This window comes from Streptomyces sp. NPDC016640, from assembly GCF_043076215.1.
GTDB lineage: Bacteria > Actinomycetota > Actinomycetes > Streptomycetales > Streptomycetaceae > Streptomyces.
Map to the genome: position 1 here is coordinate 316125 of NZ_JBIBRG010000007.1, position 23067 is coordinate 339191.

Genomic DNA, 23067 nt, shown 5'->3' on the forward strand with positions numbered 1-23067 from the left:
GGGTAGTGAGACACGCATCACGGATTACACGATGGGGGAGAGCCGCCCGGCAATGCCCGGGAACCGAGGAGGACAGATGACGGCGACGGAAGAGTTCCGCAGGGCCCGGGACTTCCTGCTGGAACACCGTGAGGACTACGCCACCGCCTACCGGGACTTCGCCTGGCCCCGGCCCGAGCGGTTCAACTGGGCGCTCGACTGGTTCGACGTGATCGCCGACGGCAACGGCCGCACCGCGCTGCACCTCGTCGAGGAGGACGGCGAGGAGACCCGGCTGTCCTTCGCCGCGCTGGCCCGCCGCTCCGACCAGGTCGCCAACTGGCTCCGGCAGCGGGGCGTGGGCGCCGAGGACCGGGTGCTCGTCATGCTCGGCAACCAGGCCGAGCTGTGGGAGACCGCCCTGGCCGCGATGAAGCTGCGCGCCGTGGTGGTCCCGGCCACCCCGCTGCTCGGCCCCGCCGACCTGCGCGACCGCGTCGCCCGGGGCCGCGTCCGCCATGTGATCACGCGCGCCGCGGACACCGGGAAGTTCGGCGAGGTGCCCGGCGGCTACACCCGGATCGCGGTGGGAGCGGGGGCCGGCGACGACTGGCTGCCCTACGAGGACGCCTACGGCGCCGCCGAGCACTTCGCCCCCGACGGGCCCACCCTGTCCGACGACCCGCTGATGCTGTACTTCACCTCGGGCACCACCGCCCGTGCCAAGCTGGTCGAGCACACCCACACCTCGTACCCGATCGGGCACCTGGCCACCATGTACTGGATCGGCCTGAGACCCGGCGACGTGCACCTCAACATCTCCTCGCCCGGCTGGGCCAAGCACGCCTGGTCCAGCCTCTTCGCCCCGTGGAACGCCGAGGCGACCGTCTTCCTGCACCACTACACCCGCTTCGACGCGACCCGGCTGATGGGCGAGATGGACCGGGCCGGCGTCACCACCTTCTGCGCACCGCCGACCGTGTGGCGCATGCTCATCCAGGCGGACCTGGACCGGCTGCGCACCCCGCCCCGCGAGGCCGTCGCCGCCGGCGAACCGCTCAACCCCGAGGTCGTCGAGCAGGTGCGGCGCGCCTGGGGCGTGACTGTCCGGGACGGCTTCGGCCAGACCGAGACCGCCGTACAGGTCGCCAACAGCCCGGGCCAGGTCCTCAAGACCGGTTCCATGGGCCGCCCCAGTCCCGGCTACCGCGTCGTCCTGCTCGACCCGGTCTCCGGCGCGCCCGGCGTCACCGAGGGGGAGATCGCACTCGACCTCTCCGGCCGCCCGGTGGGCCTGATGGCCGGCTACCACGGCGAGCCCGACCGCATCGCCGAGGCGATGGCGGGCGGCTACTACCGGACGGGCGACATCGGCTCCCGCGACGAGGAGGGGTACATCACCTACATCGGGCGCACGGACGACGTCTTCAAGGCGAGCGACTACAAGATCTCCCCGTTCGAGCTGGAGAGCGTCCTGCTGGAGCACGAGGCGGTCGCCGAGGCGGCGGTCGTGCCCGCTCCGGACGAGCTGCGCCTGGCCGTGCCCAAGGCCTACATCGTGCTCGCGGAGGGCTTCGAGCCCGGCCCGGACACCGCGAAGGCGCTGTTCGAGCACTCCCGGGAGGCGCTCGCCCCCTACAAGCGGATCCGGCGCCTGGAGTTTGGGGAACTCCCCAAGACCGTCTCCGGGAAGATCCGCCGTATCGAACTGCGCGAGGCCACGGCCGCCGGTTCCACGAGCGAGTACCACGAGGAGGACTTCCGGTGACCGCACTCCTGTCGTACAGCCACGGCACCAGCACGACCCCCCTGCTCGGCGAGACCATCGGCGCCAGTCTCGGCCGGGCGGTCGCCGCGTGGCCCGGCCGCGAGGCCCTGGTCGACGTGCCCTCCGGACGGCGCTGGACCTACGCCGAGTTCGGCGCCGCCGTCGACGAGGTGGCGCGCGGGCTGCTGGCGAAGGGGATCACGAAGGGCGACCGGGTCGGGATCTGGGCGGTCAACTGCCCCGAGTGGGTCCTCGTGCAGTACGCGACCGCCCGCATCGGCGTCGTCATGGTGAACATCAACCCGGCGTACCGCGCGCACGAGCTGGAGTACGTGCTCAAGCAGTCCGGTGTCTCGCTGCTGGTCTCCTCGCTCGCCCACAAGGGCAGCGACTACCGCGCGCTGGTGGACCAGGTGCGCGGATCGTGCCCGGGCCTGCGGGAGACCGTCTACATCGGCGATCCGTCCTGGGACGCGCTGACCGAGGGCGCGGCCGCCGTACCGCCGGAGCGACTCGACGTGATCGCCGCGGGGCTGAGCTGCGACGACCCGGTCAACATCCAGTACACCTCGGGCACCACCGGCTTCCCCAAGGGCGCCACGCTCTCCCACCACAACATCCTCAACAACGGCTACTGGGTGGGACGTACCGTCGGCTACACGGAGCAGGACCGGGTCTGTGTGCCGGTGCCGTTCTACCACTGCTTCGGCATGGTCATGGGGAACCTGGGAGCCACCTCGCACGGCGCCTGCATCGTCATCCCCGCCCCCTCCTTCGAGCCGGGGGCCACCCTGGAAGCCGTCCAGCGGGAGCGCTGCACCTCGCTGTACGGCGTGCCCACGATGTTCATCGCCGAGCTGAACCTGCCCGGCTTCGCGGCGTACGACCTCACCTCGCTGCGCACCGGCATCATGGCGGGCTCGCCGTGCCCGGTGGAGGTGATGAAGCGGGTGGTCACCGAGATGCACATGGAGCAGGTCTCCATCTGCTACGGCATGACCGAGACCTCCCCGGTGTCGCTGCAGACCCGGATGGACGACGACCTGGAGCACCGCACCGGCACCGTCGGCCGGGTGCTGCCGCACATCGAGGTCAAGGTCGTCGACCCGGCCACCGGGGTGACACGGCCGCGTGGCACCGCGGGCGAGCTGTGCACCCGCGGCTACAGCGTGATGCTCGGTTACTGGAACGAGCCCGACCGGACGGCCGAGGCGATCGACGCGGGCCGCTGGATGCACACCGGGGACCTCGCGGTGATGCGCGAGGACGGTTACGTGGAGATCGTCGGCCGCATCAAGGACATGATCATCAGGGGCGGGGAGAACATCTACCCGCGCGAGATCGAGGAGTTCCTCCACGCCCACCCGAAGATCGCGGACGTCCAGGTCGTCGGGGCGGCGCACGAGCGGTACGGCGAGGAGGTGCTCGCCTGTGTCGTCCCGCGCGATCCGGCCGACCCGCCCACCCTGGAGGAACTGCGCGCCTTCTGCGCCGGCCGCCTCGCCCACTACAAGGTCCCCAGCCGTCTCCAGCTCCTCGACGCCTTCCCGATGACGGTGTCCGGCAAGGTCCGCAAGGTGGAACTCCGGGAGCGGTACTCCTCGGCCGGTTAGGCCCGTCGTCCGGGCCGGGACGCCGGCGAACCGGCGGACCGGCGGCGCCCCGTCAGCGCCGGTGCGCGGGCCGGCCGCCGTGCTGGTCCGCCGCCGCCCCCGCCCACCCCGATGCAGTGGAGACGCTCACGTCCCCTGGTGCTCCGACAGTCCCGGCCAGTCGTCGGGACCGCCGCCCTGCCACTCGATGAGGTCGGTTCCCCCGACATCGGTGACGTACAGGTCGGCCAGCCGCAGGATCTCGCCCACGTCGTCGGCGTGCGTGGCGATGCCCAGCGTCTCGTCGCCGGAGGTGACCCGCCGGGAGCCGTCCAGGGCGGGGGAGTGCACCACGATGTGCGGTTGCTCCGTGGGATGTGCCATGCCCCCAGGCTGCTGTGCCCGGGGCGGATCCGCACCCCGGACGCCGGTGAGCGCCCGGGGTGCGGGACCGTCCGCGTCCGGGCGGCGCAAGGGCGGGGAGGGCCGGTCGCAGCGCGTCGGCGGCGCTCACCTCCGCGCGGCACGGGGCCGGGTCCGTCGTCCGGGACCGGGGGTTTCCCGCGGGGCGCCGTCCGGCACCGCGGTCCGTTAAGGTCTCCCCAGGCGGCCGGGTGGTCCGGGCCCGGGGCGCGGACCCGGCGCGACGCGGGGGCCGGAGCGGATGCCGATGGGGGCACAGTGCGGCTGACAGTGGAGTTCACGACCGAGCCCTTCGACCTCGACGAGGCGCCCGCGCACGCGGTGGTGGCCCGCGAGGTCATCGAGGCGGCCGGGCTCGACGCGGTCGACGTCGGGCCGTTCGGGAACACCGCCGAGGGCGGCGCCGACGCGGTGCTCACCGCCGTGGACGCGCTGCTGCGCAGGGCGCTGACGGCCGGCGCCACCCGGATCTCGCTCCAGGTCAACGTGGTCGAGGAGCGCGACCGGTGACCGGCGGCGGTGAGGAGGACTTCATCGCGGCGGTGAAGCCGCTGGTCGACGCCATGGGCGGCGAGATGGTCCCGCCGGACGAGGCGGGGACCGACGACGTCGTGCTCTCCTGGGCGGGTGCGGGCGTCGTCGCCGTACGCCTGCCCCAGCTCGCGGACTCCCTCGACCACATCCTCGCGGCCCTCGAGCGCGGGAAGGGCATGCCGCTGGCGGACCTGGACCGCAGGACGAAGCAGGAGATCGTACGGGGGCTGGAGGCGCGCGGCGCCTTCGCCGTACGGCACGGAGTGGAGACCGTGGCGAGCGCGCTGGGGGTCAGCCGCTTCACCGTCTACAACTACCTCAACCGGGAGAAGGGCTCCTGATCCCGGGCACCCGGTCCTCCCCGGCGTGCTCCTCCTCGGCACCCGGAATTCTCAACAAACTGTTGACGTCCTGCGCGTGACGGGCGTTCACTGTCGGCACGCCCGTACAGCACCAGGGCCGCTCGCGACCACGGAGGCTCACGTGACGCCGACTTCCATGCCCCCGGGACTGGCCCGTCTCAACGCCCTGGAGGAGCAGGCGGCCCTCGCCGCGCTCCACACCGCGTGCGCCTCCACGGCGTGGGCCCGGAGCCTGCTCGCCGCCCGTCCCTACGCCACCGCCGAGGACCTGTACGCCGCCAACGACGCCGCCGTGGCCCGGCTGACCCCGGCCGACCTGGAGGAGGCGGTGGCCGGGCACCCGCCGATCGGCCGCCCCGAACCGGGGGACCCCGCCTCCGCCCGGGAACAGAGCGGCATGGCCGGCGCCCCGGACGGGCTCAGGGCCGAGATGCTCGAACTGGACCTGGCCTACCGGGAGAGGTTCGGCCATGTGTTCCTCGTCTGCGCCACCGGCCGGACCGGCGAGCAGTTGCGGGACGCCGTCAGGGAACGCCTCGGCAACCCGCCGGAGCGGGAGCGCGAGATCGTCCGCACCGAACTGGGGAAGATCAACCGCATCCGGCTGGCCCGACTCGTCGCAGAGGACCGACACACATGAGTACCGACACCACCGCGTCCGTGTCCACGCACATCCTGGACACCAGCGCCGGCCGCCCCGCCCGGGGCGTCGCCGTCCGCCTCGCCGCCCGCTCGGGCCGGCAGGACGGCTGGCAGCCGCTGGGCGGTTCCGTGACCGACGCGGACGGACGGTGCGAGGACCTGCCGGCGCTGCCGGAGGGAACCACCCGGGTACGGCTCGACTTCGCCGTCGAGGCGTACTTCGGGGAATCCGCCGAGAACCGGGCCGATGCGCAGCAGGACGCCCCCGCGAACCGGGACGGCGGTGCCGCACGCGTGTTCTTCCCCGAGGTCGTGATCACGTTCGCGGTCGAGCCCGGGGAGCACTACCACGTACCGCTGCTGCTCAACCCGTTCGGCTACTCCGTTTACCGAGGGAGCTAGCTGCCCATGCCCACCATCCTGGGACAGAACCAGTACGGCAAGGCGGAGACCCGAGTCGTCAGGATCACGCGGGACGGCGCCACCCACCACATCAAGGACCTGAACGTCTCCGTCGCCCTGTCCGGCGACATGGACGAGGTCCACTACTCCGGATCGAACGCCAACGTCCTGCCGACCGACACCACCAAGAACACGGTGTACGCCTTCGCCAAAAAACACGGCATCGAGTCCGCCGAGCGGTTCGGCATCCACCTCGCCCGCCACTTCGTCACCTCGCAGGGGCCCATCCACCGGGCGCGCATCCGGATCGAGGAGTACGCCTGGGAGCGCATCGCGGCCTCCGGCGCCGACGGGGGCGAGCACTCCTTCGTCCGCCGGGGCCAGGAGACGCGGCTCGCCCAGGTCACCTTCGACGGGGAGAGGTGGGAGGTCGTCTCCGGTCTGACGGACCTGACGGTGATGAACTCCACGAACTCCGAGTTCCGGGGCTACCTCAAGGACGAGTACACGACGCTCCAGGAGGCCCACGACCGCGTCCTCGCCACCTCGGTCTCCGCCCGCTGGCGGTTCAACTGGACCGACGACGGGCAGGAGATGCCCGACTGGGAGCAGTCCTACGAGCAGACCAGGAAGCACCTGCTCCAGGCGTTCGCCCGGACCTACTCCCGCTCGCTCCAGCAGACGCTGTACCGGATGGGCGCGGACGTCATCGACCACCGCGGCGAGATCGACGAGGTTCGCTTCTCCCTCCCGAACAGCCACCACTTCCTGGTGGACCTGGAACCGTTCGGACTGGAGAACGACACCGCCGACGGAGCCGTCTACTTCGCCGCCGACCGGCCCTACGGCCTGATCGAGGCCACCGTCCTGCGGGACGGCTGCGAGCCGCGGATACCGGTGGACCTCACCAACCTCTGACCGCACCCCGTCGGCACCCGTGGCCGGGGAACCCCTCCCCGGCCACGGCACCCGAAGGCCCCGGGGCCCTGCCGCGCCCTCTCCCCGTACGCGAAAAGGACGAACCATGGCAGCAGCCCAGCGCATCGTCATCGACCACTGCGCGATCGCGACCGTCGACGCGCGGGACACCGAGTACGCCCGCGGTCACCTCGTCCTCGCCGGCAACCGCATCGAATCGCTCGGCGCGGGCCCGGCCTCCGAGGACCTGGAGAACGTCGTACGCCGCATCGACGCCACCGGGCATCTGGTGACCCCCGGTCTGGTCAACACCCACCACCACTTCTACCAGTGGATCACCCGGGGCCTGGCCACCGACCACAACCTGTTCGACTGGCTCGTCGCCCTCTACCCGACCTGGGCGCGCGTCGACGAGCCGATGGTGCGCGCGGCGGCCCGGGGCTCGCTCGCGATGATGGCCCGCGGCGGCGTCACCACCGCCATGGACCACCACTACGTCTTCCCGCGCGGCTCCGGCGACCTGTCCGGCGCCGTCATCGCAGCCGCCCACGAGATGGGCGTCCGCTTCACCCTCGCCCGCGGTTCCATGGACCGCGGCGAGAAGGACGGCGGACTGCCCCCGGACTTCGCCGTCGAGACCCTGGACGGCGCCCTCGCCGCCACGGAGGAGACCGTACGCCGGCACCACGACGCCTCCTTCGACGCGATGACCCAGGTCGCCGTCGCCCCCTGCTCCCCCTTCTCCGTCTCCACGGACCTGCTCCGCCGGGGTGCCGAGCTGGCCCGCCGCCTCGGCGTGCGCCTGCACACCCACGGCTCGGAGACCGTGGAGGAGGAGAAGTTCTGCCACGAGCTGTTCGGCATGGGCCCGACCGACTACTTCGAGTCCACCGGCTGGCTCGGCGAGGACGTGTGGATGGCGCACTGCGTCCACATGAACGACTCCGACATCGCCGCCTTCGCCCGCACCCGGACGGGAGTCGCCCACTGCCCGTCCTCCAACGCGCGCCTGGCCGCCGGCATCGCCCGGGTCCCCGACATGCTCGCGGCCGGCGTCCCCGTCGGCCTCGGCGTGGACGGCACGGCCTCCAACGAGTCCGGCGAACTCCACACCGAACTGCGCAACGCCCTCCTGGTCAACCGTCTCGGCGCCCACCGCGAGCGTGCCCTGGACGCCCGTCGGGCGCTGCGGCTCGGCACGTACGGCGGAGCCCAGGTGCTGGGCCGCGCGCGCGAGATCGGCTCCCTGGAGCCCGGCAAGCTCGCCGACCTGGTGCTGTGGCGGATGGACACCCTCGCGCACGCCTCCATCGCCGATCCGGTGGCCGCGCTGGTCCTCGGCGCCGCCGCACCGGTCACCGCGTCGTTCGTGAACGGCCGGCAGATCGTGGAGCACGGCCGGCTGCTCACCGCCGACGAGGACGCGATCGCCCGCGAGACCCGCTCCGAGGCGCGGCGGCTGGCCCGGATCGCCGCGGGGGACTGAACGCGCGGGACCGGGGACCCCGACGGCCCCGGCCGGGAGGGGCGGCTCCCGGCCGGGGCCGTCGGGGCGTCCGCGCCGCGACGGGCACCGGTCAGGCCGACCGGGCCGCTGCCACCTCCTCCCGCAGACGGGGCAGGCGGTCGTGGTAGACGCCCGGGCAGAGGGTGTCGCCGTAGTCCTTGTGGCCGTAGATCTGCGCGGAGGGAACGCCGTACCGGGCGCACACGTACGCGCACAGGGTCACCAGGACCTCCCACTGGGCGGCGGGCGGTGACGCGCCGTCGTGGTAGGCGCCCTCGCACGCGATCCCGATGGCCTGGTTGTTCTGCCCGGAGGTGTGGGAGCCCTGGACGAAGTTCTTCCCGCCGGTGAGCGCCCGGAGACTGCCGTGCCGCCCCTCGGTGATCCAGCCGCCCCGGCTGACCAGGAAGTGGTAGCCGGTGTCGGCCCAGCCGTTCTTGTCCATGTGCAGGTCCTGCACCCAGTGGGCGTGGGAGTGCGCCTGGGCGCGGGAGAAGTCGGAGGTGTTGGCGCCGACCGTGTGGTGGATGACGAGCCTGCTGGGCCGGTACTGCAGGACACCGATGGTTCCCCCGGGGGGCCGGGCGCCCCAGGCCGAGGTGCTGTCGATGTCCGGCTCGACGGCGCCGGTCCGCGCGTGCGCGGGGCCCGGCAGGGCGGTCGCGGCCGCCAGGCCGGCCGCACCGGCGATCAGGAGGCGGCGCCTCGTGGCGTATTCGGGATGCACGATCACTCCTCGTGGAGGGAGGGGCGGCGGGGGAGGCGGTGGAGCGGGCGGCGGACGGCCGCCGGCTCTACCGCGTGATCGCGTACTGCCCGGGCCGTCACGTGTTGTTGGCCAGCGCCAGGAGCCGGTCGCGGGAGCCGTTGAACTGGTTGCGGTCCACGTGGCCGGCGACGCCGCCGACCGAACCGGTGCTGGTGTACTGCCACACCGTCCAGGTGGGGAACCCGCTCGGGATCGTCGGGGACGACGCGCCGGTCCAGTGCGCCACCCACAGCGGGCTCTTGCCGTACATGCCGGACCAGTTGCCGGTGCAGGTGTTCCACCAGCCCGCCGTCGTGTAGATCACCACGTCACGGCCGGTGCGTGACGCGTAGGTGTTGTAGAAGTCGGTGATCCAGGTGCGCATCTGCGTGGTGGACAGGCCGTAGCACATCGCCCCGTACGGGTTGTGCTCGATGTCCAGGACACCCGGCAGGGTGAGGTTGTCGCGCGACCAGCCGCCGCCGTTGCTCACGAAGTAGTTCGCCTGGACGGCACCGCCGGAGATGTCGGGGCGGGCGAAGTGGTACGCGCCGCGGATCACGCCCGCGTGGTGCGCGGCGGGGTAGTTGGTGTTGAAGCTCGAGTCCTTGTAGCCGGTGCCCTCGGTCGCCTTCATCCAGGCGAACTGGATGCCCGCGTTGCGCACGGAGGTCCAGTTGACGGCGCCCTGCCAGTGCGAGACGTCGATGCCCTGGACGCCGTCGGTCGGGGCCATGACGCCCATCGACGGCTCTCCGGCCGGGGCGCCCTCGTGGACGCGGGCGCCCACACCCATGTACGCCTGGCCCGGCTCGACGGTGACGCGGTCCTGGGCGGGCCGGGGCGCGGCGCTCGCGCCGCTCGCGGTGGTGGCCGTCAGGGCGAGCGCGGCGCCCAGGACGCCGAGCGCCGTGGCCGTCCGTCTGAGGGTGCCGGTCGACCGGCGGGGGAGAGAGAACATGGCTGCCTCCTGAACACACGTGGGGATGAGCGAAGGAGGTGACGTCGGCCGCTGTCACCTGGCAGATCCGTGCTGGTGGCCGTGCTGATTGACGTGCACGCGTCATCAGTTACGCATGGGGGCTCTACGCGTGTAAAGGTCCTTCGTCGCTCTCTGTGGTCTGGTCCACTGCAGAAACGGATGGCCTGGAGACTTGGGTCCGGGCGGCGGAAATTTTCACCGGATGAAACCGGAACCGGGCCCCGGTCCACCGGGCCCCGGTCCACCGGGCCCCGGTCCACCGGGGCCCGGCCCTGTGCGGTCGCGCCGTGCTACAGCCCCAGCCGGGCCGGTTCCCTCGCCGGCCACCGGAAGGCGTCCCGGGGGTCCGGCACCAGTTGGCGCCGCTCGAGGTCCAGGAGGCCGCCGACCGCCGTGATCTCGGCCGCCACCGTGCCGTCGGACCTGGTGATCGTCTGCTCGATGTCGAAGACCTTGCCACCGCGCCGGACGAAGACGCAGCTCACGTCCACCTCGTCACCGGCGAGCAGTTCACGCCGATAGCGGATGGTGGTCTCCGGGGTGACCGGCCCCACGCCCCCGGCGACGAGGCCGGACTGGGAGATCCCCGCCTCCTGGAACAGCGACCAGCGCGCGTGCTCGGCGTAGTTGAGGTACACGGCCTGGTCGAGGTGGCCCTGCACATCGGTCTCGTACCCGCGCACGGTCACCCGTACGGCGAACGGCTCGCTCACCGCGTCCCCTTCACACCGGCCCGATCCGTTGCTCAGCACACCGATCCTGGCACGCCCCTCACACCCGGCGCGGGGAGGCGAGCAGATAGCGCGCTCGCGTCCTCGGCTCCGTGTACTCCCCGACCTGCCACCCGGCCCGCTCCAGCGTGGCCGCGCAGGCCCGCAGCGCCTCGCCGTCCGCTTCGTGCACGGCGACCGCCTCCGGCTGCGGGGTCTCCCGCACCCGGTAACCGGCCTCGGCGTCCGCGTCGGCCGGAGGGTGTCCGGCGGCCTCCAGGGCGAGCGCGGCCGCCCGCACCAGGTGCGAGCGCTCCCAGCCGCACGGCCGGTCCGTGGCACCGTCGGGGTTGGTCATCCTGCGCAGCTCCAGCATCCCCTGCCAGGCGCTGCGCACCTCCCGGAGCCGGGCGGGCCCCTTCGCGGGCGCCTCCTCACCGCCGGCCCGCGCGGCGAACCCGCCGCCGGTGTCCAACTCCTCCGCCCGCCCGGGCACGGGCCCGGGCTCCGCCTCCCGCACCCGGTGCCCCGCCGGGGTCAGGAAGTGATCGTGCGGCGGCCTCGGATGCCGGAAGGCGAGCCCGCGCTTCACCAGCGCCGCGAGCTGCGCCGGCGTCCCCCTCAGCCGTCCGGTCACCGGATCGGCGGCGTCGACGAGACGGCGCTGCGCGGCGGTGAGCGGTCGGTTCACCGGCGTCCGGAGGCGTAGGGGAGAAAGGCGGCCCATTGCCGGGGGGCGAAGGCCAGGCGGGGGCCGTGTATGTGCTTCGAGTCCCGGACGTGGATGCTTTCGGGGGTGAGGGCGACCTCGACGCAGGCAGCGCCGTCGGGGTTGCTGTAGCTGCTTTTGCGCCACATCAACGCGGTGCCGTCACCGGTCAGGGGCGTCAGGCTCATGTCTCTCCAAGCAGTTTCTCGATGTAGGTCAGTGACTTTCGAGGCGTGAGGGCCTGGGCCCGGATGATCCCATAGCGCAGTTCCAGAATCTGGATCTCCCTGCGGTCCGAGGTCAATCGGCTGACGAGCTGGATGTCGCTGTGTCCCACGGTGGCGCCGTCCTTGAGTCGCAGCAGGTGGAAGGGGCCATCGAGCCCGCCGTTGTCCTCGGAGTCCAGTGGCAGTACCTGAATCTCGATGTTCCGCATCCGGCCGACCTCCAGCAGCCTTTCGAGCTGGCGCCGCAGGACCATCTTGCCCCCAACGGGTCGTCGCAGCGCGGCCTCATCATGTACGAAGCTGAAAGCCGTCCTCACCTGCCGACGCTCGATGATCTCCTGGCGGGTCAGTCTGGCTGTGACGAGCTCGTCCATCTCCTCCTCGGAGAACGCCGGGCGCCGTGACCCGAACACTGCCCGCACGTATTCCTCGGTCTGCAGCAGCCCGTTGACTACGGAGTTGTCATAGGCGCAGATCTCCACGGCCTCCGCCTCCAGCTTGGCCAAGTCCCGCACCTTCTTCGGGAAACGGGCCTTCGCCACCTCCTTCTTCAGCCCCGAGATCAGCCCACCCGCCTCGAGCACCCGGTCCGCCGCGTCGAGGAACTCCTCCATCGGCGCCCTGCGCCCGCGCTCGACGGACGACACCTGCTCCTCGCTGTACCCGATGTGTGTTCCGAGACCGGCTTGCGTCATCCCCTCCCGCTCCCGGCACATCTTGATGACCCGCCCGACGGTCCGCAGGACGGCCGCCGACTCCTCGTCCGCGCCGTAAGGTTCCACGCTCATGTCCTCACACCTCCATGTCCCGTCCGTGCCCAACCCGTCGTCGGTGCGCAACGTCACGCGGCACGGCCTGGACAGCAGGCGTACGGAGCCCCTGTCTACCGGCGCTGTCTCCGTGCGGGTCAGGGGCGAATGGCCACGCCGAGTGACAGGAACGTCGGCATCGGGCTCAGTGCGAGGCGGCCGGAGGGGCCGCCTTCCCGTGCGAGCGGCTCGCGCGCAACGACGCGAGGAGGTGCAGTCGGTCCGCGTCGGCGCTGCCCGGCTCGGCGGTGAAGACCAGCATGACCGGACCGGGTCGGCCGGGCAGCGGATAGGTGTCCCAGTCCAGGACGACGTCGCCGACCTCGGGGACCCGGAAGGTCTTGGTGCCGCTGACCGAGGCCCGTACGTCGTGCCGGGCCCACAGTCGCCGGAACTCGGCGCTGCGGATGCTCAGTTCGCCGATGATCGCGGTGGCGCGCGGATGGGTGGGATCGGTGGCGACGGCGGCGCGCATCATGCCGATGTACTCCAGGGCCTGACGCTCCCAGTCCGGGCAGCTCCGCTCGCCGGTCTGCGTGTCGTCGAACAGCAGCAGGAGCATGTTGAGCCGGTCGGGCGGGTAGCCGTCCGGGCTGCCGAGCAGTGTTTCCGCCATCGGGTTCCAGGCGAGCAGGTCGAGGTGGCGGCCGAGCACGACCGCCGGGGTGTCCATGACCCGCAGCAGCCGCCGGGTGCTGTCCGGGACCCGCTCCGGACCGCGGTCCGGCCGGGCGGGCACCGGCCGGCGGGCGGCACGGGCCAGGCCGAACAGGTGCCTGCGTTCCGCTTCGTCGAGGCCGAGCGCGCCGGCCAGCGCGTCCAGGACGTCGTCGGACGGGCGTACCTCCCGGCCCTGCTCCATCCGCTGGTAGTAATCGGTGCTCAGCCCGGCCAGCAGGGCCAGCTCCTCGCGCCGCAACCCGGTGACCTTGCGCCGGCCGCCCGGCTCCAGACCGACGTCCCGCGGGCGCAGCCGGTCGCGCCGGGCGCGCAGGAAATCACCGAGCTCACGGGCGTACGGATGGGCCATGCCCCCAGTGTGTCTTCTCACCGGGCGTCCAAGGTAGGTCCCGCAGACCTAGGGAAAACGGAACGACCGAACCGGCCTGCACCGCTCCTAACGTCGTCGGTGCACCCCACGCACACCCCGCCGACACCCTCAGGAGCAGCGCATGGCCGGATGGACCGCCGACCGCATCCCCGACCAGCAGGGCAGGACCGCCGTCGTGACCGGCGCGAACTCGGGCCTCGGCCTGATCACGGCCACGGAGCTGGCCCGCCGGGGCGCCCACGTCGTGCTCGCGGTCCGTGACACCGCCGCCGGTGCAAAGGCCGCCCGCCGGATCGGCGGTGACACGGAGGTGCGCGAGCTGGACCTGGCCTCGCTCGACTCCGTCCGCGCGTTCGCCGCGAAGCTGGCCGCCGACCGTCCGGCGGTCGACCTGCTGGTCAACAACGCCGGCCTGGTGCTGCTCGGCCCGCGCCGCACCACCGCCGACGGCTTCGAGCTGCACCTCGGCACCAACATGCTGGGGCACTTCGCGCTGACCGGCCTGCTGCTCGACAGGCTGGAGGCGGCGAGGGAGGCCCGGGTGGTCAGCCTCAGCTCGATCACCCACAAGAACGCGCACCTCGACTTCGACGACCTGATGTCGGAGCGTGACTACCGGGCCGCTCCCGCCTACGGCCGGTCCAAGCTCGCCACCACGGTCTTCGGCGTCGAACTGGACCGGCGCCTGCGCGCCGCCGGATCACCGGTCATCAGCACACTGGCTCACCCCGGTCTCACCCGCACCAACCTGACTCCGCGCGCCTGGGAGCACCGTGGCCGGCTCGGACAGGTGATCGCGCGGGCCGGCCTGTTGGTCACGCAGCCGGTGGAGCAGGGCGCGCTGCCGCAACTGCGCGCCGCGGCCGATCCCGGTGTGCGGGGCGGTCAGTTCTTCGGGCCGTCCGGGCTGGGGGAGACACGCGGCCGGGTCACCGAGGCCCGGCTCAGCCGGGAGGCGGCCGATCCGGCCGTGGGCAGGCGACTCTGGGCGGTGGCCGAGGAACTGACGGGCGTCCGCTACCTGTGAGCCGTCGCCGCCCCGGAGGGAGCCGCGAGCCGGTCGGTGTGGTGCGGGCGCGTCCCGGGACGGGACGCCGGGTCATCGGGCCGTGACGTTGCCGGCCACCCAGTCGGCGAGCGACGTCAGCGTGGCCTCGACGCCGGCGACGGTGGCGTCGCGCAACCGGTCGAGGTCCTCGTAGGTGCTGCCCAGGACGGGGTCGGCGACGAGCAGGCGCCATGTCTGCGCCACCAGGGTTCCCGAACCGTGCGCGGTGAACGTCCAGCGCCATTCGACGACGGGCACGGAGGCGGAGCCGAGCACGGTGAAGGCGAACACGGCGCCGGGTTCGGCCACGGTGACCTGGGAACGGCTCTCCCACTGTCTGCCCGACCCGTGGTTGCGGCCGCGGAACCAGGCGCCCGCACGGGGCCCGGCGCCGTCCTCGTACTCGGCGTGCAGGGCGTTGGGGCTCCATTTGCTGATGTTCGACACCGTGCTGACCAGGTCGTAGACCTGGTCCGGGCGGGCCGCCACCCGGATGTGCCGGGTGAATCCGTAGGAGGAGACGTCGAGAGGCGTGCTGGACATGGGGGTTCCTTCGATCCGGTGGTCAGGTGCGGGAGAAGGGCGCCCAGCCGGAGAGCTCGAACCCGGCGCCCCCGCGCCTGATCTCGAAGGCCCCGTGGCCGGGCAGGTGGGCGGGCAGCACCAGGGCGTTGTGGTCGGCCGCGTAGGCGAACATCCGGGCCCGGCTGGCGCGGGCGCCGTCCTCGTCCTCCTCGAAGCAGCTGTTGAGGTGGGGCTCGTGGACCTGGATCGCGCCGTGCAGCAGGTCACCGGCGAAGACCGCGCGGTCGCCGCCGGAGGCGAGATGGACGACCGAGGAACCCGGAGTGTGCCCGGGCGCCGGTTCGAGCCGGAGGTTGGCGTCGATGACGTAGGAGTCGTCCCAGGTCGTGACGAGCCCGGCGTCGATCACCGGGTCGACGCTGTCCTCGTAGACGTTCTGGTTCCCCCGGCCGAACACGGTGTTGTGCAGGTTCTCCGGATGCCAGTACTCGACGTCGGGCCGCGGCATGAGGTAGGTCGCGTTGGGGAAGGTGGGCACCCAGTCGCGTCCGTCGAGCCGGGTGTTCCAGCCGACGTGGTCGTCGTGCAGATGGGTGTTGACGACGAGGTCGACGTCCTCCGGCTCGATGCCGGCCGCGGCGAGGTTCTCCAGGTAGTTCGTGTTCAGGTACGACCAGATCGGTTGCAGCGGACGGTACTTGCCGTTGCCCGCGCCGGTGTCGATCAGGATGACCCTGCCTTCGCTGCGCAGCGCCCACGACTGGGTGGCGACGCGCGTCAGGTCGGTGCGGGCGTCCCAGTGGTCCGGGTCCAGCAGTGCGGCGTGCCGCTGCCATTCCTCCGGTTTGCTGCCGGGGAAGAACACGTCGGTCGTCATCGGTGAGGTGTCCGAGAACTCGATGACGCGGGTGATCTCGACGTCGCCCAGTTCGATCGTGGTGACCTGGGGTGCCGTGGAGACGGCCGCCTCCGTGGGCGGGAGCGGCGCGGGCGGGGTGGTGGGCATGTGTCTACCTCGTTCGGGTACGACGCGCGGGGCCGGTGCGCGGTGCGTCCGGCGGCGTCGTGGACGGAGGGGCCGGATGCGGAGGGCTTGTGCCGTGATCCGTGCGACCGACTCTGAAGGCTCCGGGCCGAGGTGACCAGACCCGCTCCTGCCTACCCCTGACAGGTGCAGGCGACGGACACGGCCGCCGCGCATACTTGCCGTCATGGACCGCAGATCACCGCTCGGCGAGTTCCTGATGGCGCGGCGGGCACGACTGGGCCCGGACGACGTCGGCCTGCCCCGCTACGGGGACCGGCGCCGGGTGCCCGGGCTGCGCCGGGAGGAACTCGCGATGCTCGCCGGGGTCAGCGCCGGCTACTACACCCGGCTCGAACAGGGCCAGTCGCTCAACGCCTCGGCCGAGGTCCTCGACGCGATCGCGACCGCCCTGCGGCTGACCGCGGCCGAGCGGGAACACCTGCACGTCCTGTCGGCGACGGCGAGCCACCGGACCGGACCGGCGGCGCCTCCCGAGGAGCACGCCTCCGCCGATCTGCGTACGCTACTGGCCGCCATGGGCGACGTGCCCGCACTCGTCGCGGGCCGCCGCAACGACGTGCTCGCCTGGAACGGGGCCGGGCACGCCCTGCTCGCCGGACACCTGGACCCCGCCTCGCCCGACGACCCGGACACCCGGCCCAACCTGTCCCGGCTGGTCTTCCTGGACGCGCACACCCGCGCCCTCTACCGTGACTGGCCCGCCAAGGCCCGCACCGTGGTCGGCAACCTGCGCATCCTGACGGCCCGTAACCCCGACGACGCCTGCCTCGCCGCGCTGGTCGGCGAACTGGCGATCCACAGCCCCGAGTTCGCCTCACTGTGGGCCGAACACACCGTCGAGCCCTGCGGCCGGAACGTCCACGACCTGGCCCATCCGCTCGTCGGGGACCTGACCGTCACGCAGCAGACGTTCCAGGTCCCGCAGGAACCGCACCAGTCCCTCGTCACCTTCACCGCGGAGCCCGGATCCGCCTCCGCCGCGGCGCTGACGGTGCTGCGCCAGGCTCGCGGCATCGGCAGGGGCGCCTAACCCGTGAACTCGGGCCGCCGGTAAGGCGTCCACCAGCTGAGCAGGCCCCAGATGCCGAGGGCGAGCATGCCCGCCGCGATCACGGCCGCGAGCCATGGGCGGCGCAGTGTGCGCAGGACGAGCAGCCAGGCGGTGAACGGGAGGAGCGCGCCGCCGACGGCGATGAGCGGGAGGTCGACGTAGAGGACGCTCAGATCCCGGTGCATGCCCTCGAACCCGCCGTGGACACTGCCCCGCGCCTTCGGCGCCCAGGCGAGCACCGCCGCGACGGCTCCTGCGGCCGCCAGGAGGATGCCCACGCAGCCCTGTTTCTCTTCTCGCATACCTTGGTCCGACGTGATCGCCCCGCTGGTGGTTCCTGGCCCCTACTGCCGATAGCCGCTCAGGAACCGCCCGATCCGGCCGATCGCCGTCTCCAGGACGTCCGCGTGGGGGAGGGTGAGGATGCGGAAGTGGTCGGGGGACGGCCAGTTGAAGCCGGTGCCCTGGACGACCTGGATCTTCTCCCGGAGCAGCAGGTCGAGGACGAACTTCTCGTCGTCGTGGATCTTGTGTACGGACGGGTCGATGCGCGCGAACGCGTACAGCGCGCCCTTCGGCTTCACGCAGCTCACGCCGGGGATCTCGTTCAGCTTCTCCCAGGCCACGTCCCGCTGTTCGCGCAGCCGTCCGCCGGGCGCGGTGAGCTCGCGGATGGACTGCCGGCCGCCGAGCGCGGCCTGGATGGCGTACTGGGCGGGCGCGTTGGCGCACAGGCGCATGGAGGCCAGCATGGTCAGGCCCTCGAGATAGTTCCGCGCGTGCTGCTTCGGGCCGGTGACCACCAGCCAGCCGGAGCGGAAGCCCGCCACGCGGTAGGTCTTGGACAGCCCGCAGAAAGTGAGGACGACCAGGTCGGGGGCGAGCGCGGCGGCCGAGTGGTGCACGGCGTCGTCGTAGAGGATCTGGTCGTAGATCTCGTCGGCGAGCACCATCAGGCCGTGGCGGCGGGCCAGGTCGAGGATGCCCTCGACGACCTCCTTCGGGTAGACCGCGCCGGTCGGGTTGTTGGGGTTGATGATGACCACGGCCCTGGTGCGGTCCGTGATCTTCGCCGCCATGTCGTCCAGGTCCGGGTACCAGTCGGCCTGTTCGTCGCACAGGTAGTGGACCGCCGTGCCGCCCGCGAGGGTCGTCACGGCCGTCCACAGGGGGAAGTCCGGCGCGGGGACGAGGACCTCGTCGCCGTCCTCCAGCAGGGCCTGCACGGCCATCGACACCAGCTCGGAGACGCCGTTGCCGAGGAAGACGTCGTCCAGGTCGACCTCCAGGCCCAGCGTCTGGTAGCGCTGGGCCACCGCGCGGCGGGCGGAGAGGATGCCCCGCGAGTCGGTGTAGCCGTGGGCCCGCGGGAGCATCCGGATCATGTCCTGGAGGATCTCCTCCGGCGCCTCGAACCCGAACAGCGCCGGGTTGCCGGTGTTCAGGCGCAGCACGCTGTGCCCCGCCTCCTCCAGCGCGTTGGCGTGCTCTATCACCGGACCGCGGATCTCGTAACAGACCTCGCTGAGCTTGCTCGACTGCCGGAACTCCATGTGCCGCTTCCCCTCGCGTGGTGTTGCTTGGTTTTACCAAGTCCGCGCTTGGAAAGTCCAACAACGTGTCTAGACTGCGTCGCATGTCACCACGCCGAAGCTACGACCAGTACTGTTCCGCAGCCCGCGCGCTCGACGTCGTCGGCGACCGCTGGACCCTGCTGATCGTCCGGGAGCTGCTCGCCGGCCCGCGCCGCTACACCGACCTGCACGCGGACCTGCCCGGCGTCAGCACGGACGTACTGGCCTCGCGGCTGAAGGACATGGAGCGCGACGGGCTGACCACCCGGCGGCGGCTGCCCCCGCCCGGAGCGGCGTACGTGTACGAACTCACCTCGCGTGGGAGCGCGTTGCTGCCCGTTCTCCAGTCCCTCGGCGCCTGGGGCGAGGCCGAACTGGGCGAGCGGCGTCCCACGGACGCGGTACGCGCCCACTGGTTCGCACTGCCCCTGCTGCGTGCCCTGGAGGGCGAGGGCCTCGTCGAAGTCCGCTTGGAGGAAGGCCGGTTCCATCTGCACGTCGGCGCCGAGGACGGTCCCGTGTACGGCGACGGCCCCGCCCCCGGGGAGCCCGACGCCCTGTTCTCCCTGGACACCGCCACCTGTACGGCGATCGGCCGCGGCGAACTGACCCTGGCCGAGGCGGTCCGCGCCGGGCGGGTCGGGGTTTCCGGCGAGGGCACGCTCGCCAAGGCCCTGCGGGAGAGGTGACACGAAGAGGAGGAAGGCCCGCACGGGGCGGGCCTTCCGGGAGGACGTCACGCGGTCGGTGGCACCCCGGGCGGGCGCCCGGACCCCCGCGTCAGGCGGTGGCCGGCGCCGCCCGCCAGGGCGGCCAGCGCGCCGCCCGCCGCCGTCCGGATCCAGCGGTCGGACCACCAGCCGGAGGTCCAGCCGTCCTCGGGCTCCGGGTCGGCCAGTACGGCCGGGCCGTCATTCTCCCCGTCCGGCTCGGCGCGCGTCGCGATGCCCGGCACCAGCGGCTCGGCCGGCGCGCCGTCCACCGCCGCCGCGCCGCCCATGTCCCTCATCCTGATGTTCGGCACCAGGCCCAGGTGTCGATGGTCAGGCCGATGCCCTCGGCCGCGATCTCCCGGGCCACCTCGCACGGGTCGAGCGGGGCGCAGGTGTCCTCGCCGTCGCTGATCAGCACGATGCGCTTGGAGCCGTCACCGCCGTCGAGGTCGTCGGCCGCCTCCAGCAGGGCGGGGCCGATCGGTGTCCAGCCCGGCCGTTTTCTTCTGATCATCGGCGGATCCTATTGATCAGGAGTGCCGCCCTCCCAAACGTGCGCTCACACGGACGAGTACCGGAAGGGGCCGGGCAGTTGGGCCCACTGGTCCCCGGCCGCCCCGGGCGACAGCCGCATCAGCGTCAGCGCCTTCGCCGGCAGGGGCCCGTCGACCAGCGCCGCCCGGTCCGGGGTGCGCGGCAGGTCCCCGGCGACCCGCTCCAGGGCCGCCCGCAGCACCGGTCCCGACCCCGCCGTCCCCGCCAGCGCGCCCGCGACCAGCGAGCCGAACAGCTTGCGCCGCAGGACCCGCTCGTCGTCCGTGACCATGCGCGCGGGCAGTTCGGGAAGCGCGACGCCGTGCCGGGCCAGCCGGGCGGGACCGACCCGGAGATCGGCCAGGTCGCGGTAGACCAGCCGCACCGGCTCCCCGGCCGGCGACAGCACCACCAGCAGATTCTGGCCGTGCGCCTCCAGGGCCACCCCCAGCTCCAGCAGCCGCAGCCCGACCGTCAGGGCGAGCCGGGCGAAGCGGCCCAGCCAGGCGGGGGAGCGGGGCAGTCCGGTCGTCGCCAGCGCCGCCACCGGGACCACCCGCTCCCCCTCCGCCGCGTATTCCCGCGGCGACTCGCGCAGCACCGCCGCCAGATCGGGGGACCCGGCCGCGACCGCGCCCAGGGTGCGGGTGATGTGCAGCAGTCCGTCCGTCCGCGCCGCCACCGCCTCCCCGAACTCCGACAGCACCGCCGAGGCGGCGACCGAGCCGAGCGAGATGTCCCGCACCGAGGACGTCAGCCGGGCGCTCAGCGCCGTCTTGACGTGCGGCCCGTCCGGCAGCGCGAGCGTGCGCAGCGCCATCAGCGGATGCGCCGCCAGTCGCCGTACGCCCTCCCGTCCCTTCCTCTTCAGCACGTGCGCCGCCTGCCAGGGATGCACCGGCACCAGCAACCGCCCCTCTTCCCGGAGCCATTGCGGCCACATCCCCGTCACCAGGCACTCCGCGGCCGGCACCGGCACGAGCGCCAGCTCCACGACCGGCCGGTGCTCGGGTCCGTAGGCCAGTTGCTCGGCCACCGAGAAACCCGGCCTGGAACGGCAGTTGGGGTGGAACGGATGCCCGTCGACCACCCGCTGCTCCCACTCCCAGTCCCGCGCCGGCCACTCCCGCGGGGGTACCTGTCCGCCCGCCCGGGACAGCGCCAACGACGCGACACTTCCGTCGAGTTCGGCGGCGAAGACCGCCGAGTGCGGCACGGCGAGGTCCGTCATCAGCCGCGCCGGATCCTCGTACGCCGTCCCGTCCAGCCGCACGGCGGTGACGTACGCGTCCGTCGCGTACGGATCCGCCCGCGGCCCGTGCAGCCGGCGCCCGTCCCCCAGCAGCAGGGTGAGCCCGTCACGGCCCGGTTCGCGACGGTCGACCCACGGCAGCGGCTCGTGCGCGAGACCGCGCCACAGCCGGGTCAGCACGGCAGCGCGAGCGCCGGGCAACGCGCCCGTGTACCGGGACACGAGGCCGGGCCGTACGACGGTCAGCTCGTCGGCGATCTCGGCCTCGGCGGTGGAGGGACGGTGCACGGGCGGACTCCTCGGGTGCGCACGGGGCGGGACGTACGAGTGGACGATGACAGACATACTGATCGTCTCCGTCCGGACAGACCGTAGGGAACCAGAACGCGTGGACCTCATGCCCCCGCCCGCAGACGACGGCGCGGCGAGCCGCGCCGATCTCGCCGACGCCTACGCGGCGGCGCCGCTGCTGAACTGCCTGCTGCGTGAACTGGCCCGGCCCCTGCCGGACGCCGGCCCGGACGAGCGGCGGACGTACCGTCTGCCCGGCACGGATCGCCTGCTGCGGGTGCGCGGCGCCCGTCGCCCCACCGAGCCCGAGGTGTACGCACGGGGCGCCTGGCGCCGCGTCGGCCACGCCGGACTCGTGGAACTCGCCGCCGGGGAACTGCGCCGGCACACCGGCCTGTCCAACACCGAACTGCCCGCCGAGATGCTCGACAGCCGGGACACGGTGGCGGCGCTGCTCGCCGCCCGCGCCCGGGCCACCCCGCCCGAGGACGTGTATCTGCGCTCCGAGCAGTCGCTGCTCACCGGTCACAGCCATCACCCGGCCCCCAAGGCGCGCGGCGGCGGCCCCACGGCGGGCTGGCTGCCGTACGCGCCCGAGGCGTACGCCCGTTTCCCGCTGGCGCTGCTCGGAGTGCGCCGGGACGCGGCCGTCGAGGAGGGCGACACCGGGGCCCTCGACCGTCTGGGCACCGCCCCGCCCGGCTACCGCCTGCTGCCCGCCCACCCCTGGCAGCTGGACCTCGCGGCCCGCGACCTCGCCCCCGCCTTCGCCGACGGCCGTCTGATCCGGCTGGGCACGACCGCCTTCGAGGCGTGGCCGACGGCCGCGATCCGCACCGTGTACGCGCCCGGACCGGACCTGTTCCTGAAGTTCAGCCTGGATGTGCGCATCACCAACGACGTCCGCCGGCTGTGGCGCCACGACCTGCTGAAACTGCGCGGGACCGACACGGCCGCGCGTTCCGCCCTCGCCGCGTTCGAGGGACCGGCGGCCTGGCTGAGCGACCGGGGCCACCGCACCGCGGGCTTCGCCTACGAGCAGCTGGCCGTCGTCGTGCGCGACGGGCTGCGCGGACATCTGGTGCCCGGCGCGACGCCCTGCCTGGCGGCCGCGTCGGCCGAGGGCTTCGACGGCGACCCGCTCGCCCGCACCTCCCGTCCGGCCGCCTGGTGGGAGGCGTACCTGGCCCAGGTGGTGCCCCCGGCGCTGACGGCCTTCGCCGAGCACGGCGTCGTCCTGGAGGCCCATCTGCAGAACACGCTGATCGCCGTGGACCCCGACGGCATGCCCGTACAGGCCCTGTTCCGGGACGCCGAGGGGGTCAAGCTCCTCCCGGACGCGACCCGCGGGACGTCGCTGCCCTCGGTGTCCCGGGCGGCCGGCTGGGAACGGCTGGTGTACTGCCTGGTCGTCAACAACCTCGCCGAGATCGCCGCCGCCCTGGCCGAGCGTCATCCCGGGCTCGACCCCTGGCCCGCCGTACGCCGTGAACTGGCCCGCCACGACCTCCCCGAGGCCACCGCCCTGCTCACCGCGCCCACCCTCCCCGCCAAGACCAACCTGCTGCTGCGCTGGACCGGTGCGGACGGCGCCGACGCCCGCTACCTGCCGCTGCCCAATCCGCTGGCCGGCGGGTGAACGCCGCACGGGCGGCCCGCGACGCGCCT

General features: G+C 72.7%; 25 protein-coding genes and 2 pseudogenes. 12 read left to right on the forward strand and 15 right to left on the reverse strand.

What is annotated here, in order from left to right:
- Positions 1–76 precede the first annotated feature (76 nt).
- On the forward strand, positions 77–1747 hold the full coding sequence (locus tag ACF07S_RS17305; protein ID WP_391974512.1) for an AMP-binding protein: 1671 nt from the start codon (positions 77–79) through the stop codon (positions 1745–1747).
- A complete protein-coding gene (locus ACF07S_RS17310; protein WP_391964944.1) occupies positions 1744–3360 on the forward strand; it encodes an AMP-binding protein in 1617 nt (538 codons plus the stop codon). The genes ACF07S_RS17305 and ACF07S_RS17310 overlap by 4 nt, the downstream gene beginning before the upstream one ends.
- A gap of 126 nt (positions 3361–3486) precedes the next feature.
- Here the strand turns inward: ACF07S_RS17310 and ACF07S_RS17315 are convergent, their stop codons facing one another.
- A complete protein-coding gene (locus tag ACF07S_RS17315; protein ID WP_391964945.1) occupies positions 3487–3723 on the reverse strand; it encodes a hypothetical protein in 237 nt (78 codons plus the stop codon).
- A 297-nt stretch (positions 3724–4020) separates the two neighbouring features.
- Between ACF07S_RS17315 and ACF07S_RS17320 the strand changes: the two genes are divergently transcribed.
- The 6 genes from ACF07S_RS17320 to ACF07S_RS17345 all read left to right on the forward strand — a co-directional run bounded on the left by ACF07S_RS17320 (position 4021) and on the right by ACF07S_RS17345 (position 8106).
- Positions 4021–4272 carry a thiamine-binding protein gene (locus tag ACF07S_RS17320; RefSeq protein WP_391964946.1) on the forward strand — a complete coding sequence of 84 codons (252 nt, stop codon included), beginning with the start codon at positions 4021–4023 and terminating at the stop codon, positions 4270–4272.
- Positions 4269–4637, forward strand: coding sequence for a helix-turn-helix domain-containing protein (locus tag ACF07S_RS17325; protein WP_391964947.1), 369 nt, complete (start codon positions 4269–4271; stop codon positions 4635–4637). Before ACF07S_RS17320 ends, ACF07S_RS17325 begins: the two co-directional genes overlap by 4 nt.
- Positions 4638–4779: 142 nt before the next feature.
- Positions 4780–5298, forward strand: coding sequence for a 2-oxo-4-hydroxy-4-carboxy-5-ureidoimidazoline decarboxylase (gene uraD / locus ACF07S_RS17330; RefSeq protein WP_391964948.1), 519 nt, complete (start codon positions 4780–4782; stop codon positions 5296–5298).
- On the forward strand, positions 5295–5702 hold the full coding sequence (gene uraH / locus ACF07S_RS17335; protein WP_391964949.1) for a hydroxyisourate hydrolase: 408 nt from the start codon (positions 5295–5297) through the stop codon (positions 5700–5702). Before uraD ends, uraH begins: the two co-directional genes overlap by 4 nt.
- 6 nt (positions 5703–5708) lie before the next feature.
- Positions 5709–6620: a factor-independent urate hydroxylase gene (gene pucL, locus ACF07S_RS17340; RefSeq protein ID WP_391964950.1), complete on the forward strand. Its 912-nt coding sequence runs from the start codon at positions 5709–5711 to the stop codon at positions 6618–6620.
- A gap of 106 nt (positions 6621–6726) precedes the next feature.
- Positions 6727–8106 carry an 8-oxoguanine deaminase gene (locus ACF07S_RS17345; RefSeq protein ID WP_391964951.1) on the forward strand — a complete coding sequence of 460 codons (1380 nt, stop codon included), beginning with the start codon at positions 6727–6729 and terminating at the stop codon, positions 8104–8106.
- Between the two features lie 91 nt (positions 8107–8197).
- On the opposite strand, the gene ACF07S_RS17350 is transcribed toward ACF07S_RS17345, so the two are convergent.
- The 7 genes from ACF07S_RS17350 to ACF07S_RS17380 all read right to left on the reverse strand — a co-directional run bounded on the left by ACF07S_RS17350 (position 8198) and on the right by ACF07S_RS17380 (position 13342).
- Positions 8198–8860: a peptidoglycan recognition family protein gene (locus ACF07S_RS17350; protein ID WP_391964952.1), complete on the reverse strand. Its 663-nt coding sequence runs from the start codon at positions 8858–8860 to the stop codon at positions 8198–8200.
- Between the two features lie 91 nt (positions 8861–8951).
- Positions 8952–9836 (reverse strand): lysozyme, encoded by an 885-nt coding sequence (locus ACF07S_RS17355; RefSeq protein ID WP_391964953.1) that lies wholly within the window; start codon positions 9834–9836, stop codon positions 8952–8954.
- A 311-nt stretch (positions 9837–10147) separates the two neighbouring features.
- Positions 10148–10570 carry an acyl-CoA thioesterase gene (locus ACF07S_RS17360; RefSeq protein ID WP_391964954.1) on the reverse strand — a complete coding sequence of 141 codons (423 nt, stop codon included), beginning with the start codon at positions 10568–10570 and terminating at the stop codon, positions 10148–10150.
- A 58-nt stretch (positions 10571–10628) separates the two neighbouring features.
- Positions 10629–11258 (reverse strand): hypothetical protein, encoded by a 630-nt coding sequence (locus ACF07S_RS17365; protein WP_391964955.1) that lies wholly within the window; start codon positions 11256–11258, stop codon positions 10629–10631.
- Positions 11255–11464 carry a DUF397 domain-containing protein gene (locus tag ACF07S_RS17370; protein WP_391964956.1) on the reverse strand — a complete coding sequence of 70 codons (210 nt, stop codon included), beginning with the start codon at positions 11462–11464 and terminating at the stop codon, positions 11255–11257. Before ACF07S_RS17370 ends, ACF07S_RS17365 begins: the two co-directional genes overlap by 4 nt.
- The gene (locus ACF07S_RS17375; RefSeq protein WP_391964957.1) at positions 11461–12291 is read right to left on the reverse strand and encodes a helix-turn-helix domain-containing protein; all 831 of its coding nucleotides are present in this window, start codon (positions 12289–12291) and stop codon (positions 11461–11463) included. Before ACF07S_RS17375 ends, ACF07S_RS17370 begins: the two co-directional genes overlap by 4 nt.
- Positions 12292–12457: 166 nt before the next feature.
- Positions 12458–13342: a helix-turn-helix transcriptional regulator gene (locus ACF07S_RS17380; protein WP_391964958.1), complete on the reverse strand. Its 885-nt coding sequence runs from the start codon at positions 13340–13342 to the stop codon at positions 12458–12460.
- Positions 13343–13484: 142 nt separating this feature from the next.
- Between ACF07S_RS17380 and ACF07S_RS17385 the strand changes: the two genes are divergently transcribed.
- Positions 13485–14390 carry an oxidoreductase gene (locus tag ACF07S_RS17385; protein WP_391964959.1) on the forward strand — a complete coding sequence of 302 codons (906 nt, stop codon included), beginning with the start codon at positions 13485–13487 and terminating at the stop codon, positions 14388–14390.
- Between the two features lie 72 nt (positions 14391–14462).
- Here ACF07S_RS17385 and ACF07S_RS17390 read toward each other — a convergent pair whose 3' ends face one another.
- Together ACF07S_RS17390 and ACF07S_RS17395 are read right to left on the reverse strand one after the other, a co-directional pair.
- The gene (locus tag ACF07S_RS17390; RefSeq protein ID WP_391974513.1) at positions 14463–14954 is read right to left on the reverse strand and encodes an SRPBCC family protein; all 492 of its coding nucleotides are present in this window, start codon (positions 14952–14954) and stop codon (positions 14463–14465) included.
- Between the two features lie 22 nt (positions 14955–14976).
- Entirely contained in the window at positions 14977–15942 is a 966-nt protein-coding gene (locus tag ACF07S_RS17395) for an MBL fold metallo-hydrolase (protein ID WP_391964961.1), read from the reverse strand.
- A gap of 205 nt (positions 15943–16147) precedes the next feature.
- Between ACF07S_RS17395 and ACF07S_RS17400 the strand changes: the two genes are divergently transcribed.
- The gene (locus tag ACF07S_RS17400) at positions 16148–17014 is read left to right on the forward strand and encodes a helix-turn-helix domain-containing protein (RefSeq protein WP_391964962.1); all 867 of its coding nucleotides are present in this window, start codon (positions 16148–16150) and stop codon (positions 17012–17014) included.
- On the opposite strand, the gene ACF07S_RS17405 is transcribed toward ACF07S_RS17400, so the two are convergent.
- Positions 17011–17337 carry a hypothetical protein gene (locus ACF07S_RS17405; protein WP_391964963.1) on the reverse strand — a complete coding sequence of 109 codons (327 nt, stop codon included), beginning with the start codon at positions 17335–17337 and terminating at the stop codon, positions 17011–17013. The two genes, ACF07S_RS17400 and ACF07S_RS17405, sit on opposite strands and share 4 nt — an antisense overlap.
- A gap of 42 nt (positions 17338–17379) precedes the next feature.
- Positions 17380–18588: a pyridoxal phosphate-dependent aminotransferase gene (locus ACF07S_RS17410; RefSeq protein ID WP_391974514.1), complete on the reverse strand. Its 1209-nt coding sequence runs from the start codon at positions 18586–18588 to the stop codon at positions 17380–17382.
- A gap of 83 nt (positions 18589–18671) precedes the next feature.
- Here ACF07S_RS17410 and ACF07S_RS17415 point away from each other — a divergent pair, with 83 nt between their 5' ends.
- Complete coding sequence (locus tag ACF07S_RS17415) at positions 18672–19298, forward strand: winged helix-turn-helix transcriptional regulator (protein WP_391974515.1); 627 nt, start codon at positions 18672–18674, stop codon at positions 19296–19298.
- Positions 19299–19345: 47 nt separating this feature from the next.
- On the opposite strand, the pseudogene ACF07S_RS17420 reads toward ACF07S_RS17415, so the two are convergent.
- From ACF07S_RS17420 to ACF07S_RS17430, 3 genes and pseudogenes are all read right to left on the reverse strand, one after another.
- Positions 19346–19624, reverse strand: a pseudogene (locus tag ACF07S_RS17420) (hypothetical protein); the annotation flags it as partial.
- A pseudogene (locus ACF07S_RS17425) lies at positions 19613–19815 on the reverse strand (alpha-1-antitrypsin); the annotation flags it as partial. The pseudogenes ACF07S_RS17420 and ACF07S_RS17425, both read right to left, overlap by 12 nt.
- 66 nt (positions 19816–19881) lie before the next feature.
- A complete protein-coding gene (locus tag ACF07S_RS17430; RefSeq protein ID WP_391964966.1) occupies positions 19882–21396 on the reverse strand; it encodes an IucA/IucC family protein in 1515 nt (504 codons plus the stop codon).
- Between the two features lie 109 nt (positions 21397–21505).
- Between ACF07S_RS17430 and ACF07S_RS17435 the strand changes: the two genes are divergently transcribed.
- Positions 21506–23038 (forward strand): IucA/IucC family protein, encoded by a 1533-nt coding sequence (locus ACF07S_RS17435; protein ID WP_391974552.1) that lies wholly within the window; start codon positions 21506–21508, stop codon positions 23036–23038.
- Positions 23039–23067 lie beyond the last annotated feature (29 nt).

Excerpts from the sequence above, each read along its gene's own strand:
- ACF07S_RS17400 (WP_391964962.1), top strand. The coding sequence starts at position 16,148 with ATGGACCGCAGATCACCGCTCGGCGAGTTCCTGATGGCGCGGCGGGCA.
- ACF07S_RS17385 (WP_391964959.1), top strand. The coding sequence starts at position 13,485 with ATGGCCGGATGGACCGCCGACCGCATCCCCGACCAGCAGGGCAGGACC.
- ACF07S_RS17315 (WP_391964945.1), bottom strand. The coding sequence starts at position 3,723 with ATGGCACATCCCACGGAGCAACCGCACATCGTGGTGCACTCCCCCGCC.
- ACF07S_RS17405 (WP_391964963.1), bottom strand. The coding sequence starts at position 17,337 with ATGCGAGAAGAGAAACAGGGCTGCGTGGGCATCCTCCTGGCGGCCGCA.
- ACF07S_RS17410 (WP_391974514.1), bottom strand. The coding sequence starts at position 18,588 with ATGGAGTTCCGGCAGTCGAGCAAGCTCAGCGAGGTCTGTTACGAGATC.
- ACF07S_RS17375 (WP_391964957.1), bottom strand. The coding sequence starts at position 12,291 with ATGAGCGTGGAACCTTACGGCGCGGACGAGGAGTCGGCGGCCGTCCTG.
- ACF07S_RS17345 (WP_391964951.1), top strand. The coding sequence starts at position 6,727 with ATGGCAGCAGCCCAGCGCATCGTCATCGACCACTGCGCGATCGCGACC.
- ACF07S_RS17390 (WP_391974513.1), bottom strand. The coding sequence starts at position 14,954 with ATGTCCAGCACGCCTCTCGACGTCTCCTCCTACGGATTCACCCGGCAC.
- ACF07S_RS17370 (WP_391964956.1), bottom strand. The coding sequence starts at position 11,464 with ATGAGCCTGACGCCCCTGACCGGTGACGGCACCGCGTTGATGTGGCGC.
- ACF07S_RS17415 (WP_391974515.1), top strand. The coding sequence starts at position 18,672 with ATGTCACCACGCCGAAGCTACGACCAGTACTGTTCCGCAGCCCGCGCG.
- ACF07S_RS17395 (WP_391964961.1), bottom strand. The coding sequence starts at position 15,942 with ATGCCCACCACCCCGCCCGCGCCGCTCCCGCCCACGGAGGCGGCCGTC.
- uraH (WP_391964949.1), top strand. The coding sequence starts at position 5,295 with ATGAGTACCGACACCACCGCGTCCGTGTCCACGCACATCCTGGACACC.
- ACF07S_RS17435 (WP_391974552.1), top strand. The coding sequence starts at position 21,506 with ATGCCCCCGCCCGCAGACGACGGCGCGGCGAGCCGCGCCGATCTCGCC.
- ACF07S_RS17380 (WP_391964958.1), bottom strand. The coding sequence starts at position 13,342 with ATGGCCCATCCGTACGCCCGTGAGCTCGGTGATTTCCTGCGCGCCCGG.
- ACF07S_RS17355 (WP_391964953.1), bottom strand. The coding sequence starts at position 9,836 with ATGTTCTCTCTCCCCCGCCGGTCGACCGGCACCCTCAGACGGACGGCC.
- pucL (WP_391964950.1), top strand. The coding sequence starts at position 5,709 with ATGCCCACCATCCTGGGACAGAACCAGTACGGCAAGGCGGAGACCCGA.
- ACF07S_RS17305 (WP_391974512.1), top strand. The coding sequence starts at position 77 with ATGACGGCGACGGAAGAGTTCCGCAGGGCCCGGGACTTCCTGCTGGAA.